The sequence below is a fragment of the Citrobacter sp. EC_71 genome (assembly GCF_019584005.1).
Classification (GTDB): Bacteria; Pseudomonadota; Gammaproteobacteria; order Enterobacterales; family Enterobacteriaceae; genus Citrobacter; species Citrobacter werkmanii.
Window position 1 is genome coordinate 161,514 of the sequence record NZ_VDAY01000001.1, and the last position, 18,967, is coordinate 180,480.

General features: G+C 53.7%; 17 protein-coding genes. 6 read left to right on the plus strand and 11 right to left on the minus strand.

Annotated features, from left to right (window positions below):
- Positions 1–13: 13 nt before the first annotated feature.
- The 7 genes from FHD02_RS00745 to FHD02_RS00775 all read right to left on the minus strand — a co-directional run bounded on the left by FHD02_RS00745 (position 14) and on the right by FHD02_RS00775 (position 8,618).
- A complete protein-coding gene (locus FHD02_RS00745; RefSeq protein ID WP_220393448.1) occupies positions 14–328 on the minus strand; it encodes a putative quinol monooxygenase in 315 nt (104 codons plus the stop codon).
- Positions 329–345: 17 nt separating this feature from the next.
- Positions 346–921, minus strand: coding sequence for a glycerol-3-phosphate responsive antiterminator (locus FHD02_RS00750; protein ID WP_042311797.1), 576 nt, complete (start codon positions 919–921; stop codon positions 346–348).
- A complete protein-coding gene (locus tag FHD02_RS00755; RefSeq protein WP_220393449.1) occupies positions 918–2,477 on the minus strand; it encodes an FAD-binding oxidoreductase in 1,560 nt (519 codons plus the stop codon). Before FHD02_RS00755 ends, FHD02_RS00750 begins: the two co-directional genes overlap by 4 nt.
- Positions 2,474–4,153 (minus strand): glycerol-3-phosphate dehydrogenase/oxidase, encoded by a 1,680-nt coding sequence (locus FHD02_RS00760; RefSeq protein ID WP_220393450.1) that lies wholly within the window; start codon positions 4,151–4,153, stop codon positions 2,474–2,476. Before FHD02_RS00760 ends, FHD02_RS00755 begins: the two co-directional genes overlap by 4 nt.
- Complete coding sequence (locus tag FHD02_RS00765) at positions 4,150–5,694, minus strand: FGGY family carbohydrate kinase (RefSeq protein ID WP_220393451.1); 1,545 nt, start codon at positions 5,692–5,694, stop codon at positions 4,150–4,152. The genes FHD02_RS00760 and FHD02_RS00765 overlap by 4 nt, the downstream gene beginning before the upstream one ends.
- Positions 5,691–7,181 carry an MFS transporter gene (locus FHD02_RS00770; RefSeq protein ID WP_309241608.1) on the minus strand — a complete coding sequence of 497 codons (1,491 nt, stop codon included), beginning with the start codon at positions 7,179–7,181 and terminating at the stop codon, positions 5,691–5,693. The genes FHD02_RS00765 and FHD02_RS00770 overlap by 4 nt, the downstream gene beginning before the upstream one ends.
- 240 nt (positions 7,182–7,421) lie before the next feature.
- Positions 7,422–8,618 (minus strand): NAD(P)/FAD-dependent oxidoreductase, encoded by a 1,197-nt coding sequence (locus FHD02_RS00775; protein WP_042311785.1) that lies wholly within the window; start codon positions 8,616–8,618, stop codon positions 7,422–7,424.
- Between the two features lie 229 nt (positions 8,619–8,847).
- Here FHD02_RS00775 and pitA point away from each other — a divergent pair, with 229 nt between their 5' ends.
- Complete coding sequence (gene pitA, locus FHD02_RS00780) at positions 8,848–10,347, plus strand: inorganic phosphate transporter PitA (protein ID WP_220393453.1); 1,500 nt, start codon at positions 8,848–8,850, stop codon at positions 10,345–10,347.
- A 65-nt stretch (positions 10,348–10,412) separates the two neighbouring features.
- Here the strand turns inward: pitA and uspB are convergent, their stop codons facing one another.
- Positions 10,413–10,748: a universal stress protein UspB gene (gene uspB, locus FHD02_RS00785; RefSeq protein WP_003023371.1), complete on the minus strand. Its 336-nt coding sequence runs from the start codon at positions 10,746–10,748 to the stop codon at positions 10,413–10,415.
- A gap of 392 nt (positions 10,749–11,140) precedes the next feature.
- On the opposite strand from uspB, the gene uspA reads away from it, so the two are divergent.
- The 4 genes from uspA to nadS all read left to right on the plus strand — a co-directional run bounded on the left by uspA (position 11,141) and on the right by nadS (position 14,068).
- Entirely contained in the window at positions 11,141–11,578 is a 438-nt protein-coding gene (gene uspA, locus FHD02_RS00790) for a universal stress protein UspA (RefSeq protein WP_003023368.1), read from the plus strand.
- 281 nt (positions 11,579–11,859) lie between these two features.
- Positions 11,860–13,332, plus strand: a complete 1,473-nt coding sequence (dtpB, locus tag FHD02_RS00795; protein ID WP_137361624.1) for a dipeptide/tripeptide permease DtpB — start codon at positions 11,860–11,862, stop codon at positions 13,330–13,332.
- A gap of 110 nt (positions 13,333–13,442) precedes the next feature.
- On the plus strand, positions 13,443–13,784 hold the full coding sequence (locus FHD02_RS00800; RefSeq protein WP_309241610.1) for a type II toxin-antitoxin system RelE/ParE family toxin: 342 nt from the start codon (positions 13,443–13,445) through the stop codon (positions 13,782–13,784).
- Complete coding sequence (nadS, locus tag FHD02_RS00805) at positions 13,781–14,068, plus strand: NadS family protein (protein WP_087050783.1); 288 nt, start codon at positions 13,781–13,783, stop codon at positions 14,066–14,068. The genes FHD02_RS00800 and nadS overlap by 4 nt, the downstream gene beginning before the upstream one ends.
- Before the next feature lie 42 nt (positions 14,069–14,110).
- On the opposite strand, the gene FHD02_RS00810 is transcribed toward nadS, so the two are convergent.
- On the minus strand, positions 14,111–14,614 hold the full coding sequence (locus tag FHD02_RS00810; protein ID WP_042311782.1) for an Rrf2 family transcriptional regulator: 504 nt from the start codon (positions 14,612–14,614) through the stop codon (positions 14,111–14,113).
- A gap of 232 nt (positions 14,615–14,846) precedes the next feature.
- Between FHD02_RS00810 and FHD02_RS00815 the strand changes: the two genes are divergently transcribed.
- Positions 14,847–16,046, plus strand: coding sequence for an NAD(P)/FAD-dependent oxidoreductase (locus FHD02_RS00815; protein ID WP_220393454.1), 1,200 nt, complete (start codon positions 14,847–14,849; stop codon positions 16,044–16,046).
- A 95-nt stretch (positions 16,047–16,141) separates the two neighbouring features.
- On the opposite strand, the gene rsmJ is transcribed toward FHD02_RS00815, so the two are convergent.
- Both rsmJ and prlC read right to left on the minus strand, forming a co-directional pair.
- Positions 16,142–16,900, minus strand: coding sequence for a 16S rRNA (guanine(1516)-N(2))-methyltransferase RsmJ (gene rsmJ / locus FHD02_RS00820; RefSeq protein ID WP_061380965.1), 759 nt, complete (start codon positions 16,898–16,900; stop codon positions 16,142–16,144).
- 8 nt (positions 16,901–16,908) lie between these two features.
- Positions 16,909–18,951, minus strand: a complete 2,043-nt coding sequence (prlC, locus tag FHD02_RS00825; RefSeq protein ID WP_137370359.1) for an oligopeptidase A — start codon at positions 18,949–18,951, stop codon at positions 16,909–16,911.
- Positions 18,952–18,967: the final 16 nt, after the last annotated feature.

Below are 18,967 nucleotides of genomic sequence, written 5' to 3' on the forward strand. Positions count from 1 at the left end.
AAATGGACAGCTTTTAACCACGCGGTTCATCGGGATGAATGTGAAAACTTTTCACCTCTTTACGCGCCAGCATCGGGGCAATAATGCCAGTGCCAATACGTTGGAAATGTTCCGTTTGCCGGTGAAGCTCGAGCCCCTCTGCACAACGATAAGTTTCAAGAATCACAAAACGATCGCCGTCTTCCGTGGAGCGGAAAAACTCATACGATATATTTTCAGGTTCCTGACGCGTCGCCTCTGCCAGCATTCTGAGCGCGTCGTTAACCTTGTCACCCATCGTCGGTTGGGCAAAATAATGTGCAACGACAAACAGCTGCGTGTTTTCCATTTTTGGCTCCCGGTGGTTTAACGTAGCAGATTCACATCCCATAACGCGCTGTCGCTGCTTGATACAGCTATCGCGCCGTGCAATAACGCCGTCCGGGCATGCTCCTCATTGCAGACAAAACCGGAGGCTACAATCGGCGGCAACACATTACGATCGGCCTGCGGCAGCAGCGGCAGCATCTGCGCAGGCATCAATTGCACATAATCGGGTTCGCTTTGCTCCACGGCTTTCAGGCTGCGTAGCCAGGTGGAGCGGTCGGTGACGAAGATTTTCTGCATAGTGATCAGCCCGCATTTTTTCGCGCGCTGTACGGTTTGCAGACGCGTGGAAAGCAACCCCATCGCCCCCGTTTCGGCCACATAATCAATGCCGCCTTTATCCTGGGACAGCCCATTACAACTGTCGATATTCACGATGACGTACTTTCCCGCCTTCGACAGCAGTTCGATCACCGGCTGGAGCTTGATCAGATCGATATTGGCAATAATGCAGACTTCAGCTTTGCTGGACAGTGCGGTTTTCAGTTGCTCAATACCGTAAATCGCCATGATGACGGGCTGGCGTGCCAGAAGCACGCCAAGGTTTTTTATCATGATTGACCTGCCTGATGTGCGTAAAGCTGAGCGCTTAAGCCCAGCTTGCCCGGGTTAAGGATATTCTGCGGATCCAGCGCTTTTTTAATATCAGCCAGAACCGACAGCGATTCGCCTAAAGAAGCCTGCATGTAGGGGGAACGGAGCAGCCCGACGCCATGGTGATGGCTAAGGGAAGTATTGTGTTTAATCAGCACCGCATTTGCCGCGTCCCATGCCGCACGATACCAGGCCGCACGCTGCTCGACGGGCACATCGCCACGCAGCGAGAAGTAAAGACATGCGCCGTCGACGTAGGCATGGGACTGATGCGCAGACCCCGCCAGCGTGCCCGGTACGGCGTTAATCGCTGCCACCACATCATCATAAACCGCGCTGAGATCGCGCCAACGCCCCACCATTTCCAGCGTATCCGACACCAGGCCGGGGCTTTTCTTAAAGCCTTCGGCGCTTTTTCCCGTCAGATAACGGGTATCCAGCCAGCGCTCAAAGATGGATTCACCGTCAAGTTCTTCTCCGCTCTGCTGACAAATACGTTCACTGATCGCCAACACCGCGTCGACAATGTCAGGTTCTCCCTCATCCGCAATCAACAGGACATTGGTCTCGGGCAGGCCAAACTGCACGCCGCTTTCCAGGTTATCGTACAAGCGCAGTGCCGCTGGATTAGCGCCATGCTGTAAGATTTCACGACACGCCTCCAGCCCACTGGCAAAACTGGAAAAGCCCCAAGCGATGGCACGGCCATAATCCGGCAGGCGATGTAGCTTCAAACGCACACGTACTATCACGCCCAGCGTGCCTTCCGAACCGATAAACATTTGCTGTAAATCAGGTCCGATAGCGCTGCGGGCATAACCGCCAACGGTGATTAAGCGCCCATCAGCCAGCACCACATCCATGCCAAAAACCATATCTTCAATTTTTCCGTAGCGTGTAGATAGCTGTCCCGCACCGCGACAGGCAACCCAACCGCCGACAGTACTGATCCCAAACGATGACGGCCAGTGCCCCATGGTCATGCCATACTCTTTTTGAATAGTTTTCTCGAAAATATCGCCAAACATGCCGGCTTCTACCTCAACAATCTGGCTTTGTGGGTCAAAATCGAGCAATTTGTTGAGTTCGCAAACGTCGAGCACAATCCCCCCGCGCAGCGGCAATGCGGCTCCGGTAACGTTACTGCGCCCGGCAGAAACTGTGACCGGAATAGCTGATTCACTGGCGAGGCGCATTACGTCCTGAATCTGTTCTACGGTAGAAACGCGTACAATCACGCCTTTTGAGGTGGCAGGCGCGCCCTGGGTTTCCGCAATCATTGAACCAGCCCACCAGTCGCGGGTCCAGGTAATCACATCGGACTCCGACGTCAGCACCTCATCAGCAATCACCCGCAGCCGGTCAAACGTCGCTTCGCTAATCGCAACGGGATCTACCTGCATTCCTTTTGCGCCATTGCTGCGGGTGATATCCGTTGCCCATGCGGGGCGAGTATGTGCGCCAATGGTATAGTTTCCACGGTTATAACCACGTTTAATCGCTTCTTTACTGATCATTCTGATGTCCCCATAAGCATTGATTTTTCATGTTTAATTGCGGCCTGATAGCTGGCTACCTGTTTTGCCACCTGTTCAGGCTGTAACCGGAGTTCTTGTTGCAGTATTTCCCCAACGCGTTCAGCGGCAGTGGCTGACGCATCGCGTGCCATCAGACGCGCGCGAATTCGACGCGACAGCACATCATCAACGGTGCTGGCAAGTTCATGGCGTACGGCATACACCACTTCCGCTTCGGTGTAGGGAAGCCCTTCCACAATAGGTTTAACCAGCGAGGGATCGGCCTGAATAATGTCACTGACAAAATGCGCTTCGGTGCCATAGCGCTCGCCCAGATGCGCAGACAGGCCGCCAGAGGCCAGAATGGCCTGTGGGTCATAGCCAGCCGCGCCCAGCAAATACGCAGTTTTCGTTGAGCAGGCTTTTTTACGGCCCAGTATTTTGCTGGCCGCATCAATGGTTTCTTCCGCCATGTGGCGCGATGTCGTCAGTTTGCCGCCGACAATGGTAATCAGTCCGTCCGCTGCAACCCTGATCTCATGGTTACGCTTCATCTCAACGGTTTTACCGCCCGCGGTACCGACAAGCGGGCGGCAACCAGCGATACTTCCCACCACATCTTCCGGACGCAGATCCGTTTTCAGCGCCGAGTTTGCGCCTTCCAGCAGAAAGTCCAGTTCAGTGCGATTGCAGTGAACATCGTTCAAATCGCCCTGATAGTCTTCATCCGTGGTGCCCAGATAGGAGACGTTGCCCCAGCGCGTAATGGTCGCGCGCCGACTGCGTCCGGCCACCGGAATGGTCACCGTGCAATCATTGCGAATTTTCATCCACGGGATGGCGACATGAACCCCCTTCGCCGGACGGATATTCAGCGGCGATGATTCCCCTTTTTTCAGCCCACTCCAGTCACGCAACCAGACGCCCGTCGCCATAATGACAACCCGCGCTTTGACCCGGATTTCCCTGCCATCGGCATACACGATGCCCCCATTGACCTTGCCATGCTGGTCGCGTGTGGTTTCGATGACTTCGGCATGATTTGTCACCGTCACACCATGAAACGCCGCCGTCCGCACCAGGGCCAGCGTTAACCTGGCGTCATCAACACGGGCATCGAAATACATAAAGCCGCCGGAGAGCTGCTCTTCTTTCAGCGTTGGGCAGTGCGATAACACTTCCGCCGGAGTTAATTTTTGGTGAAGAATACCTTCCCGCCATCCCCCGGCGAGATCGTAGGTCCAGAGCAGACTTTCAAACGCAGAGGACATGCGTTTATCAAACACGCCATTCTTATCGAGTACCGGAAATAAAAAGGGCAGCCGCTGCACCAGATGGCGAGCATTGCGGCGCATGCGCTGGCGTTCGAGCAAAGAATGACGTACCAGTCCGAGGTTCCCTTGCTCGATGTAACGCAGGCCGCCGTGCACCATTTTTGATGACTTGGATGACGTCCCCGAGGCAAAATCACTCTTCTCAGTTAACGCCACCCGATAGCCGCGCAGGCTGGCATCCAGCGCCGCATAGGCTCCCGTCACTCCGCCGCCGACAATCAGAATGTCGTAGGTTTCGCTCTCCAGCCGGTCCAGTTGCTCAGGACGCTGAAGACGCAACGGCTCGGCGCCGTACATATCACTGCGTGTTTTGTTTGGCTTTCGCGAAGGGAAAAACTTCATGAGTCGGCGTGCTCCTGATTAGCGGTAGTGAGGCTGCTGGCGGTTTCCATTTCGAGCGCAATACGCATCTCCCAGCGGTTGATTTTTTGTTCGCGAAGGTCATGACTGATTTTGGGTTCAAACAGACGCGCCATTTTCAGCGTGGCGCAGGCATCAGACAACGAATCCCACAGCAGCCCATCGGCTCCCGCCAGAAACGCCGCGCCGCGTAAGCTAGCCCTCGCCGTTTCGGCCATCCGTCGAACGGGGATCCCGCTAACATCGGCCTGGATTTGCAATAACGTGTCGCTATTGGACAACCCGCCGCCTACCACCAGCTCTTGCGTTGCGATGCCGGTTGCCGCTTCATTCGCGCGCATACAGGCGGCTACCGAATGCGCAATGCCTTCCAGAATGGCGTAGGCCACCTGCGGACGCGTGGTCGAGATTGAAATACCGTTAAGCGAGGCGCGGGCATGCGGCTGCAAATGAGGAACACGCAGCCCCGTTAATGCTGGAATGAAACTCACGCCGCCAGAATCATTGGTCTGCGCAGCCAGCTCGCTGATTTGCTCGGGTGAGTCGAACCAACGCAGCTTTTCGCACACCCAGTTCAGGGCCGACCCGGTCGTCGGGACGAATGTTTCTACAGAGAAGTGTGAGCGTCCTTTTTGTCGGCGCGCGGTCATGGTGAGCGTACTTTCACAACTTTTTTTCAATGTCGGCACCGTCGGCCCCATCATTAAATCAACAAAGCTGCCGGTCCCATGCATACACAACGCCTGCCCGCGCTCAGTGCAACCCAGCCCAATAGCCCCCGCAAACTGATCCCCGGCGCAAGCCCGGATCGGGACGCTGATCCCGAGGATATCTTCACGTGTAGAGCCAAAATCATCGGTATCATCGTGCAATTCAGGCAGCAATGACGTCGGGAACTTCAGGGTCTGCAGCCATGGCAAATGGTACTGATGCTCGTTGAGGCAATACGCGCCCGCAGAGGTGGCGTTGGTGGGGGTGGTGACACATTTTTTTTCTTCCGCCAGATGCCAGAGCAACCAACTGTCAACGGTGCCAAAAACCAGTGTTCCTGCCTGGTGCGCCCTCTTCACTGCCGGTGTATTGGCGATATGGTATGACGCCCAGAGGTAAGGTGAACGTATCCCAACCGGTCGTCCAATTACTGGCAGCAGTTTCGTATCCCATTCGGGAGCCAGTTGCGCCAGCTCATCCGTAAAACGTGCATCCTGCCAGACCATCGCAGGTGCCAGCGTCTTGCCAGTGTCTGCATCCCAGAGCACCGCCGTTGAACGTTGCGTCGCAATCGCCAGCGCCACAATACGCATCTTGCTGTGCTGCGCATTAGCAATCGCTGTACGACACACCGCAATAGTGGCCTGCAAAATTTCATCAGCATCTTGTTCAACAACGCCATGGCGCTGGCTACTGACCTGAAGCGGTTGATATTCAAGGCAGTGGACCTGGCTATTTCGCCCCACCACTGCCGCACGCGTACCTGAGGTACCTTCATCAATAGCCAGAATGACATCTTCATATTCAATCATTTCGTACTCCTGTTTGATTCTGGGGCCATCGACTCGGGATAGGGTGAATGGGGTGATTCGAACTGCGGGGCGCCAGGCTCGTTATCCGGCTGAATCGTGGTGCGAGTGGGATCCCATGGGATCACAAAGCAGACGATGCTGGCGAACAACGGCACGGCGGACATGATCAGGAAGGTCGTTTGCAAGCCGTAGAGATCACGGAAAACGGGGAAGATAAACAGACCGAGCGCCGCACCTATTGCCCCGAGCGCACCGACCACGCCATTCGCGCCTGCCCGCAGTTCACTGCGAAAAGAGAGGGATGAAAGGCTTTTCCCGTTTGCACCGGGTCCACCTGAGTGACAAAGAATAAACAACGCGGGAACCAGCAAAGAGGCCCACAGCGGCATACTGTCGCTGAACAGTCCCAGCGTGAGCAGTACGAGAAAAGCCACGGCAAAACCGATCGCCGAAGAGCGGCGCAAGCCCAGACGACGACCGATTGCAGGAGACAAGAAACCACCAACAATACCAAATACGTTAAAAAATAGTGAACACAAGGTTGCGTACACAAAGTTTTTACCGAACATCGCGGCGCTAATAACCGGCAAATACCAGCCGACACCAAAATATTGGATTGACTGGCAGATCTGAACCGTAGAAGCCAGAATCGTACGCGGTAAATATACGCCACGGAATATTAGTAGTACATTTTTCGCCCCTTTCTCTGCTTGCCCAATGACAGGTTTTTGCTCCCCTTTTGGCGCCAGAATAAAATTATCACCGTATATTTTATTCATAGCGGTCACAGCATCAGAAAGTCGTGACTTTCTCGCTAACCATACCGGGCTTTCTACTAAATAACGGAACTGGAAGAAAAGCACAATAAGTCCACATAACGCAGTCACGGCAATAGAATAACGCCAGATAGCATCCCCAACATCCCAGGAATAAAACATCAGCGCTAATGCCAGATTTAAACAAACCGCAACATACCAGACTCCTTGCCAGGTGTTTAAACGGCTTTTTAGTTTCACCGGCGTGAACTCTGCCAGCATCGCCATGGCCACGGCAAAATCCATCCCATAAGACACGCCAACAAAGAAGCGGCCCACGATTATGGTGCTGAAACTGGAGGATGACATCACCAACAGCGCACCAATCACCGCCATTATTTTGGCGATAATCAGCGGTGGTACACGCCCCCAGCGATCGGCAATCCAGCCGCCAATGGGATTAAATAATATGGCAACCCACGATGAAAATGAGGTAAGTAACGCAACTTCAGTTGCGCTCAGATTTAAATTGCGGGTCATTGGATTTAATCCAGCACTCAGAGCTGAATTTGAAAAAGCATCAAGGAACAGGCCGCCTAATGCTAACCACCAAATAACACCGGCTCTGCCACTTATTTTTCCGCGAGAATCGATGCAATTGATAACGTCATCAACGCCACGGATTTTTATCGGATTTGAGAATGAGCATGCGGACATGGCTTTCCCCTTCATAATATTCGGAAGAAGGTCGCCATTAGCTAAAAAAATGCAATAAGAGACCATCTTAATTTCACAGATAGTCTCTTATCTAAAATCTGTATTTTTCCACTCTAGAAGGTAAGGCAAAGCGTGTCAAAGCGACTTTTTAAGCTGGCTTTGATTTTGTGATATGTAGCACAATTGTTAATCAAGCATTTCAAAAAAGTTAGGTGGCAGGCGTTTATACCCGCCACCTGCGTCGGAGGTATTAAGTTAGTTTTTTTCGATCAAATCCTGCGCGCACGCCCAGGCGCTCGACCATGCCCACTGGAAGTTGTATCCACCCAGCCAGCCGGTGACGTCCATCACTTCACCGATAAAATAGAGTCCTGGCACTTTGCGGGCTTCCATTGTGCGCGATGACAGCTCGTTGGTATCCACGCCGCCCAGCGTGACTTCAGCGGTACGATACCCTTCCGTACCGTTCGGCTGCACCCGCCATTCGGTCAGGGTCTCCACCAGCGTTTGCTGATCGCGCACGTTCAGTTGTTTCAGCGAGACATCCGGGATTTGCCCTAACTGCTGTAAACATTCCACCAGCCGTTTTGGCAACTGCATAGCAAGCGTATTCTTTAAGCTCTGATTAGGGTGGGCGCTGCGCTGTTCATCAAGGAAGCTCGCAAGGTCAACATCCGGCAACAAATTAATGCTGACAAATTCACCTGGCTGCCAAAAACTGGAAATCTGCAGCACGGCCGGACCAGAAAGCCCGCGATGCGTAAAGAGCAGGTTTTCACGAAAGACCGTACCGTCCTCGGCGGTGATAACGGAGGAAACGGATACGCCAGAGAGCACCTGAAGCTGCTCCAGCAGCGGCTTGTGCAAAGTAAAGGGCACCAGACCTGCGCGCGTCGGCAACACGTTTAGACCGAATTGTTCGGCAATTTTATAGCCAAACGGCGTCGCGCCCAGACCCGGCATCGAAAGACCACCAGAGGCGATAACCAGTTTTTTCGTGCCGACAGTCATCCCGTTCAGCGCCAGGATGAAATCTTCACCCTCCCGCTCAACGCTGAGGACTTCGCTCCGTAACCGCATAGTTACGTTACCTTTTTCACACTCGTCCACCAGCATATCGACAATTTGCTGGGCAGAATCGTCGCAGAACAGCTGACCCAACGTTTTTTCGTGCCAGGCGATACCGTGCTTGCCCACCAGATCGATAAAATCCCACTGCGTGTAACGCGCCAGCGCCGATTTGCAAAAATGCGGGTTTTGACTCAAATACGCGGCAGGTTCGACATAAAGGTTGGTAAAGTTGCAGCGGCCCCCGCCAGACATGAGGATCTTGCGTCCCGGCTTTTTACCATTATCAATCAGCAGCACACGACTACCTGCTTGTCCTGCCTGCGCGGCACAAAACATACCCGCTGCGCCAGCGCCTATAATAACGGTATCAAACCTTTCCACGTTGCGATCCTCTCTAAAAAGCGGAGGTGAATTGTAAAGATTCCTCAGTGGTCGCACCAGCGCCAAACTACCGATAAAGGGTATTTATCTGAAATATATAGGATAATTCTTTAGTGGTGTAAAACAAAGCAGGAGACAAATCAAAAAAACTCTATATTTCACTTTGCCCGCGCCGCCAAAGTCACTGATAATGCGCCGCGTTCATGTCCTCAAAATGGCGTAACGTCCTATGCTACATTTGTTTGCTGGCCTGGATTTACATACCGGGCTTTTACTATTGCTTGCTCTGGCTTTCGTGCTGTTCTATGAAGCAATTAACGGCTTCCATGACACAGCCAATGCTGTCGCAACCGTGATCTATACCCGTGCAATGCGTTCGCAATTGGCGGTGGTCATGGCTGCGTTGTTCAACTTCTTTGGTGTTTTGCTGGGTGGTCTCAGTGTGGCGTATGCCATCGTGCATATGCTGCCAACGGATCTGCTGCTAAATATGGGATCATCACATGGCCTCGCCATGGTGTTCTCCATGCTACTGGCGGCAATTATCTGGAACCTGGGTACCTGGTACTTTGGTTTACCTGCATCCAGCTCCCACACGCTGATTGGCGCGATTATCGGTATTGGTTTAACCAATGCGTTGATGAACGGCACCTCAGTGGTGGACGCACTTAACATCCCGAAAGTGATGGGGATTTTTGCCTCGCTTATCATCTCGCCGATTGTCGGCCTGGTGGTTGCTGGCGGTCTTATTTTCATTCTGCGTCGCTACTGGAGTGGTACGAAAAAACGTGCCCGTATCCACCTGACCCCAGCAGAACGTGAAAAGAAAGACGGCAAGAAAAAGCCGCCGTTCTGGACGCGTATTGCCCTGATCCTCTCCGCTATCGGCGTGGCGTTTTCTCACGGCGCGAACGATGGTCAGAAAGGCATTGGTCTGGTGATGCTGGTGCTGATTGGCGTAGCGCCTGCGGGCTTCGTAGTGAATATGAATGCTTCCGGTTACGAAATTACCCGTACCCGCGATGCTATCAATAACGTCGAAGTCTTCTTCCAGCAACGCCCGGACCTGCTCAAGCAGGCGACTGGCGTTGACCAGCTGATTCCGTCCCCGACGGAAACGGTCACAACGACATCGACAGAGTTCCATTGCCACCCGGCGAATACCATCAACGCGCTTGAGCGTGCGAAAGGTATGCTGGCGAATCTGGAAACCTACGACAAGTTAAGCGTTGAACAGCGTGGTCAGCTGCGCCGTATTATGCTGTGTATCTCTGATACTACAGATAAAGTGGTGAAATTGCCTGGCGTAAGCGCCGACGATCAACGTCTGCTGAAAAAACTGAAAGCTGACATGCTGAGCACCATTGAGTACGCGCCTATCTGGATCATTATGGCCGTCGCACTGGCGCTGGGTATTGGTACGATGATTGGCTGGCGTCGCGTAGCCACCACCATTGGTGAGAAAATCGGTAAGAAAGGCATGACCTATGCCCAGGGGATGTCGGCGCAGATGACCGCTGCAGTCTCTATCGGTCTCGCCAGCTACACCGGTATGCCCGTTTCCACCACCCACGTTCTCTCCTCTTCCGTTGCGGGAACGATGGTTGTTGATGGCGGCGGTTTACAGCGTAAAACGGTAACCAGCATTCTGATGGCCTGGGTCTTCACCCTGCCGGCGGCGATTATTCTTTCCGGGGTGCTGTACTGGCTCTCCCTGAAGCTTATCTAAGCGGATGCACGGTAAAAAAGCGGGTCAGGAAACTGACCCGCTTTTTTTGTATCTGTTGTTGGTAATCAGTGCCAGATAATCAGCGCAACCATGCTGATAAGCACCAGTCCGCATAACGCGCTGGTAAGAATGAACTGACCGCGAACCCGCTCACAGCGGCGTATAAATTCATCATCATGATGATCGCGGTAACGCTGAGCGTAGATATACCACACCAGACGCATCTGCTTGTTGGGTTGCCCATGCGAGGTAAAAAATCCCCCACCATCGACATACTGGTAAAGTAATGGATCGCAACCACGAAGTACCACTAACAGTGCGCGTAACGAAGAAAAATAGCGCGCCATATTAACAATGCAAACGACACACAAAGCCCAGAACAACGCAATGGTGCTTATCATATCTCCTCCCCGGCGACCCGCCCACGGAACTCCTTTCCGGGACTACCGCTCCCCGATACCCTACCAATCATTCAGTGAAGAGTGCTACCGAAACCGCTCGTGTTAGTATCACGCATCCGAGCGCCTCTCTAAATAGTGTAGGAGATTAGTTAATTTTTTTGCCAGAAGGTTAATCGCTATCAATGCAATTAACTAAAAAATTTGTTTAACTGCTTGGCAAGCAAGGCGGATTGACGGATTATCCTGGTCGCTATAATGTAAGGATAGTCCTTATATGATACGTTTTTACGACTGGGCTAGCCCCGCGCATAAGGTTCGCAGGACGCGAATGACGCGGCGGCAGATAAACGCCAGCAGGCTAGTCATCGACAACTTATGGAAGGAGTAACACTATGGCTTATAAACACATTCTTATCGCGGTTGATCTTTCTCCGGAAAGCAAAGTTCTGGTTGAAAAAGCGGTCTCCATGGCGCGGCCTTACAATGCTAAAGTCTCCCTTATCCACGTTGACGTAAACTATTCCGACCTGTACACCGGGCTAATCGACGTGAATCTGGGCGACATGCAGAAACGTATTTCTGAAGAAACCCACCACGCGTTAACCGAGCTGTCCACCAACGCAGGCTACCCTATCACCGAAACCCTGAGCGGTAGCGGCGACCTGGGCCAGGTTCTGGTTGATGCCATCAAAAAATACGACATGGATCTGGTCGTTTGTGGTCACCACCAGGATTTCTGGAGCAAACTGATGTCCTCCGCACGTCAACTGATCAACACCGTCCACGTCGACATGCTGATTGTTCCGTTACGTGACGACGAAGAAGCATAAAATGCTTGCCGCTGGGAGATAACCCGGCCCGCTGCAAACAGTAAAGCCTGTAAACGCCCGCTCGCGCGGGCGTTTTTGTTTTTATCATCCGGACACAATTAGTACATCAAGCCAACAAATAAATCATAATTAGTGTGATCAACTAATTGGATCGAAAACTATCTGTATAATACTCTACCCGCACGGCTAATCGCCGCAGTCTATAACAAAACAAGACTTTTTCGGCGCGTTTAAGCATACGCGTTCATACTTTTCGGGATGGCTTTGAAAGGCGATGGAATATGAATAAAACTGCACCTACGGGCTTGCTGCAGCAACCTCGTCCGTTCTTCATGATCTTCTTTGTGGAATTATGGGAACGATTTGGCTATTACGGCGTTCAGGGCATCCTGGCGGTATTTTTTGTTAAGCAACTCGGTTTTTCTCAGGAACAGGCATTCGTCACCTTTGGTGCTTTTGCCGCACTGGTCTACGGCCTAATATCGATCGGCGGCTACGTCGGCGACCACCTGTTAGGGACCAAGCGCACGCTGGTACTCGGTGCGATTGTGCTGGCGATCGGCTACTTCATGACCGGGATGTCGCTACTCAAGCCCGATCTGATCTTTATTGCTTTGGGTACCATTGCCGTGGGTAACGGGCTGTTTAAAGCCAACCCGGCAAGCCTGCTGTCAAAATGCTATCCACCGAAAGACGCCCGACTGGATGGCGCTTTCACCCTGTTTTATATGTCGATTAACATCGGTTCGCTGCTGTCGCTGTCGCTGGCGCCGGTGATTGCCGATAAGTTTGGCTACGCGGTGACCTACAACCTGTGCGGGGCCGGGCTTATCGTCGCACTGCTGGTCTACTTTGCCTGCCGTGGGATGGTGAAGAATATCGGTTCTGAGCCAGATCATAAGCCGCTGAATTTCCGTAATCTATTCTGCGTGCTGGCCGGTACGGTAGTGACGGTATTTATCTGCGCCTGGCTGATGCACAACGTGAAGATTGCCAACCTGGTGCTGATCGTCCTGTCGATTGCCGTGACGATCATCTTCTTCCGTCAGGCCTTCAAACTGGATAAAACCGGGCGTAACAAAATGTTCGTGGCTTTTATCCTGATGCTGGAAGCGGTAGTGTTCTATGTGCTGTACGCACAGATGCCAACGTCACTTAACTTCTTTGCTATCAACAACGTGCACCATGAAATTCTTGGTTTCGCCATCAACCCGGTAAGCTTCCAGGCGCTGAACCCGTTCTGGGTGGTAGTGGCAAGTCCGGTGCTGGCCGCAATTTATACCCGTCTGGGAAACAAAGGCAAAGATCTGACCATGCCGATGAAGTTTACGCTCGGTATGTTCCTGTGCTCGCTGGGTTTCCTGACCGCTGCTGCTGCCGGAATGTGGTTTGCCGATGCGCAGGGACTGACGTCGCCGTGGTTTATCGTGCTGGTGTATCTGTTCCAGAGTCTGGGTGAACTGCTGATAAGCGCCCTGGGACTGGCGATGGTCGCCGCGTTGGTACCGCAGCACCTGATGGGCTTCATTCTTGGGATGTGGTTCCTGACCCAGGCCGCTGCTTTCCTGATGGGAGGTTATGTCGCGACGTTCACCGCAGTACCGGAAAACATCACCGACCCACTGCAAACGCTGCCTATCTATACCAATGTCTTCAGTAAGATAGGCCTGGTGACGCTGGCGGTAACGGTAGTGATGGCGATTATGGTGCCATGGCTGAACCGCATGATTAATACGCCAGATAGCAGCAAGTAAGCTTATTTTTTAACATTAACCGCGAGTCATATCGCGGTTTTTTTGCCTTTCAAGTCCCACCCTGTAAGAGTATAGTTTGTACAACCAGGTCATCATGGACGGACATGACCATGAACTATATTGAGTTTATTGAGACTTCAGTCTTCTCACGCCAACGGAAGGCACTACTCACCGAGGATGAGTACCGAGTATTTCAGGAAATGCTCATTATAAATCCCTTGGAGGGAGATTTAATTCAGGGTACAGGCGGTTGCAGGAAGGTCCGCTTCGCACCTGAAAGTACCAACAAAGGCAAAAGTGGTGGGATTCGCAGTATTTACTATTTTCAAAATGGCGAAGGGCGTATCTGGCTTTTCATGGCTTATCCTAAAAGCAGGAAAGACAGCCTGAGCGGCGAGGAAAAAAACGCACTCAAGGCCATCATTCACCAATTGAAAGAGAGCTCGTTATGAATGATTTCTTTAAAGAACTGATGGAATCGGCAAGCGAGGCCGTTGAAATTAGCCAGGGCCGTAAAGCTGCCGCCCAGGTCACCCGATATGAACTTCCGGACGTCAAAGCCATTCGTAAACAAGCTAAAATGAAGCAGGATGAATTTGCACAGGCGATAGGTGTTTCATCCTCTTTGATCCAGGCATGGGAACAAAAAAGGCGTATTCCTACGGGAACCTATTTAAAGGTTCTCCGCGTTATAGAGCGCAACCCGGAGATGGTCAATCTTTTCAAAATAGCCTGAGATACCGCCCGATTGCCTTGCGCTATCGGGCATTTTCACTCACTACCCTTTGCGCGCGTCTATCCACTCCTGCACTTCCACCACAAAGGTGTCCGGTGCTTTTCGGTACATTTTGCGCGCCAGGTCCAGAATCGTATGCTGGCCGAGCGCTTCTTCCATTCGCTGCTGGGCCATGTCCATTACCGAACGCACACCGCAAATGCCTTCACAGGCCCACTCTGGTGGATGCTCCTCAAATACCGCCAGCCGCTGACGGATCTCGCGGCACTCAAATATGCGTTTATCGCCGTCAATGGCGTTGGCAACGTCCAGCACGGTGATCTCCTCCGCCGGTTTCGCCAGCTGGAAACCGCCGCCCTTCCCTTCGCTGCTCCGTACCAGCCCGGCCTTCGACAGGCGGGTAAAGATTTTGGCCAGATAGTCATAGGGCACGCGCTGCAGCTCGGCGATTTCGCGCACGCTCATATCGCGTGCGTCGCCTTTGCTGTCCACCATACACATCAGGCTATGGATGCCGTACTCAACCCCGGAACTGTAAAATGCCATGCTCTTATCTCAGCCAAAATGAATCTGAGTATATTGTAGCTTTTTCGCATCACGCATTCCAGATACCGGATAACACCTGCAAATAGATTAAAATTTAAAACTATATTTATCATAGAGATAATAACAAATCACCGGACTCGATCCGCGACAGGATCCAAATCTCATTGCAATCTTTAACTACGACAAATAAAATCCGAGTAAATAAATCGGAGTCACCAGTGAGATAAGCATCATGCAAAAACAAATGCTGATCGTGGGCGCCGGCTTTGCCGGGATGTGGGCAGCGCTGAGCGCCGCGCGTTTAGCGGATAAAAACCAGCAACATATTGATATTACTGTGATTGCACCTCAGCCCGAGCTGCGCGTGCGTCCACGCTTTTATGAAAATGCCGTTCAAACGTTGGTCGCTCCGCTACAGCCGCTGTTCGACGTCACCGGCATACGCTTTTTACAAGGGCATGTAGAACAGATTCTACCCGGATCCCACGAAGTTAGCTGGCAAGACACCAACGGCGAAAACCATCTGCATCGCTATGATCGCCTGGTACTAGCCAGCGGCAGCCACGTTAACCGCGACGCCGTTTCCGGTGCCGCCGAACACGCCTTTGATCTCGACCAACTGGAGAGCGCGGCAGTGCTTGAGCAGCACATTAAAGATCTGGCCTTACAGCCGGAAAGCGAGGCGCGCAATACCGTGGTGGTTTGCGGCGGCGGCTTTACCGGAATTGAAATGGCGCTGGAATTACCCAGCCGTCTGCGCAACATTTTAGGGGCTGATGCTAAGACCAGAGTAGTCGTAGTTGAACGCAGTGCACAACCGGGCGGACGCTGGAGTCAGGCGCTGCGCGATGTGATTATCGACGCTTCCGCCGAGCTGGGAGTGGAGTGGCTGGTCAACGCGGAAGTAGAGAGCGTCGACGCGGCTGGCGTAACGCTGAAAGATGGGCAGGTTATCGCTTCACAAACGGTGATCTGGACCGTCGGCGTCCAGGCGAGCGACCTGACCGCACAGATTAACGCCCCACGCGATCGTCAGGGACGCCTGCATGTGAACAAGAACCTCCAGGTGCTGGGTCATGAGGATATCTACGCCACCGGCGACGTCGCCTATGCGGCTACCGATGACAAAGGCAATCATGCGCTGATGACCTGCCAGCACGCCATTCTGCTGGGGAAATTTGCCGGTAATAATGCGGCGGCGAGTCTGCTGAACGTCGCGCCGCTGCCGTATCGTCAGGAGATGTATGTCACCTGTCTGGATCTCGGCGCGTGGGGGGCGGTATACACCGAAGGATGGGAGCAGCAGGTGAAGCTGACGCGTGAAGAGGCGAAAAAGCTGAAGTTATCGATTGTCAGCGAGCTGATTTACCCGCCGAAGGCGGAGCGCGAAGCGGCGTTTGAGATTGCGGACCCGCTGGCGCCGTTTGTTTAAGCCGTAATGCCGGATGCGGCTACCGCCTTATCCGGCCTACAAATAATTGAGAATAGTAGGCCCGATAAGCTAGTGTAGCGCCATCGGGCAATCCGTTACTCCGTCAGAGGGGTTCCGGCATAAATATCAAACCGATGCCCTTTGGTCACCACCGCGTTAGGCGTGGCCACGTCAGCCAGCGGCGGCGCGTAGTCCGGGCGCTTCACCACCACACGTTTGGTTGCCAACTGACGCGCCGGTTCCAGCAAACCGTCAGCATCCAGATCCGGCCCCACCAGCGACTGAAACACGCGCATCTCTTTTTTCACCAGCGCGCTTTTCTGCTTGTGCGGGAACATCGGGTCGAGATAGACCACCTGTGGGCGTGGGGTAATATCGGTTAACGCCGTCAGGCTTGAGGCGTGAATCAGCTGTAAACGTTCCTGCAACCACGGGCCAATTTCCGCATCGGCATAGCCGCGCGCCAGGCCGTCATCGAGTAACGCGGCGACCACCGGATTGCGTTCCAGCATCCGCACACGGCAGCCGACGGAGGCCAGCACAAACGCATCGCGCCCCAGCCCGGCGGTGGCATCAACCACGTCCGGCAGATAATCGCCTTTGATGCCGACGGCTTTCGCCACCGCTTCACCACGACCGCCGCCGAATTTACGTCGGTGCGCCATGGCACCGCCGACAAAATCGACGAAGATGCCGCCGAGTTTCGGTTCGTCTCGCTTGCGCAATTCCAGATGTTCCGGCGTCATCACCAGCGCCATCAGGTTGTCTTCATCATGCTCCAGCCCCCAGCGGGCGGCCAGAACAGATAAGGCGCCGTCTCCGGCGCCCGTTTCATCCAATAAACAAATTTTCACGCGAACAATCAGCCCTTGATGCCGTAATGCGCCAGCATGGCATCGAGCTGAGGTTCACGGCCGCGGAAGCGTTTGAACAGCGTCATCGGCTCTTCCGAACCACCACGGGTCAGGATGCTATCGAGGAATGACTGACCGGTTTCGCGGTTGAAGATGCCTTCTTCTTCGAAGCGGGAGAATGCGTCTGCCGCCAGCACGTCGGCCCACAGGTAGCTGTAGTATCCCGCCGCATAGCCACCGGCAAAAATGTGGCTGAAGGCGTGCGGGAAGCGGCCCCAGGTTGGGCCAGGCACCACGGCGACCTGTTTCTTAATTTCGGCCAGCGTCTCAAGGACCTTCGCCCCCTGCTCCGGGTTGTACTGCGCGTGCAGGCGGAAGTCGAACAGGCCGAACTCCAGCTGACGCAGAATAAACAGCGCGGCCTGGTAGTTTTTCGCCGCCAGCATTTTATCCAGCAGTTCCTTCGGCAGCGGTTCGCCGGTCTCATAGTGACCGGAGATAAACGCCAGCGCTTCCGGCTCCCAGCACCAGTTTTCCATAAACTGGCTCGGCAGTTCGACCGCATCCCACGGCACGCCGTTAATACCGGACACCCCGGCGGTTTCGATGCGGGTCAGCATATGGTGCAGGCCGTGACCGAACTCGTGGAACAGGGTGATCACTTCGTCGTGGGTAAACAGCGCCGGTTTGCCGTTCACCGGACGGTTAAAGTTACAGGTCAGATAGGCGACCGGTTTTTGCAGCGTGCCGTCGGTTTTACGCATCTGGCCAACGCAGTCGTCCATCCACGCCCCGCCGCGTTTGTGTTCACGGGCGTACAGGTCAAGGTAGAAGCTGCCGCGCAGTTCGTTGCTTTCATCATACAGTTCGAAGAAGCGCACTTCCGGGTTCCAGACGTCAACGTCGGTACGCTCTTTGGCGGTAATGCCGTAAATACGTTTCACCACTTCAAACAGGCCGTTAACGGCTTTGTTTTCCGGGAAGTACGGGCGCAGCTGTTCGTCACTGATGCTGTACAGATGCTGTTTTTGTTTCTCGCTGTAGTAAGCGATATCCCACGGCTGCAGCTCATCAACGCCAAATTCTGCTTTGGCAAAGGCACGCAGCTGGGCCAGCTCTTTTTCACCCTGCGGACGGGCGCGTTTGGCCAGATCGGTCAGGAAGTCGAGCACCTGCTGCGGGTTTTCCGCCATTTTGGTGGCCAGAGATTTAAAGGCGTAGCTTTCGAAGCCCAGCAGTTGTGCCAGTTCGTGACGCAGCGCGAGGATCTCTTCCATTACCGGGGTGTTGTCCCACTTGCCCGCGTTCGGCCCCTGATCGGAGGCGCGGGTGGAGTAGGCGCGATACAGCTCTTCACGCAGAGCCTGGTTGTCGCAGTAGGTCATTACCGGCAGGTAGCTTGGGATATCCAGGGTCAGCAGGTAGCCTTCCTGCTCTTTGGCTTCAGCCTGGGCTTTCGCCGCCGCCAGGGCGCTTTCCGGCATTCCGGCAAGCTCCGCTTCGTCGGTCACCAGCCTGGTCCAGCCCATGGTGGCATCGAGCACGTTGTTGCTGTACTGGTTACCCAGCTCAGACAAACGGGTGGCGATTTCGCCGTAGCGCTGTTGTTTCTCTTTCGGCAGGCCGATACCGGACAGTTCAAAATCGCGCAGCGCGTTATCGACCGCTTTTTTCTGTGCAGTGTTCAGGGTGGCGTAATGGTCGCCATCACGCAGGTCGCGGTACGCTTTGTACAGACCTTCATGTTGCCCAACCCAGGTGCTGTACTCGGAGAGCAGCGGCAGCGTCTGCTCGTAGGCTTCACGCAGTTCCGGGCTGTTTTTCACCGAGTTCAGGTGGCTGACCGGAGAGAAAATACGCCCCAGCACATCGTCTACTTCCGCAAGCGGCTGGCAGAGATTTTCCCAAGTGTACGGCGCGCCCTGCGCAACGACTCGCCCAACGTTTTCGCGACAATCGTTCAGCGCCTTAGTAACGGCTGGCACAACATGTTCGGGCTGAATTTTAGAAAACGGCGGCAGTTCGAAGGGAGTCAGCAATGGATTGGTCATTAGCGCGGTCCTGTTG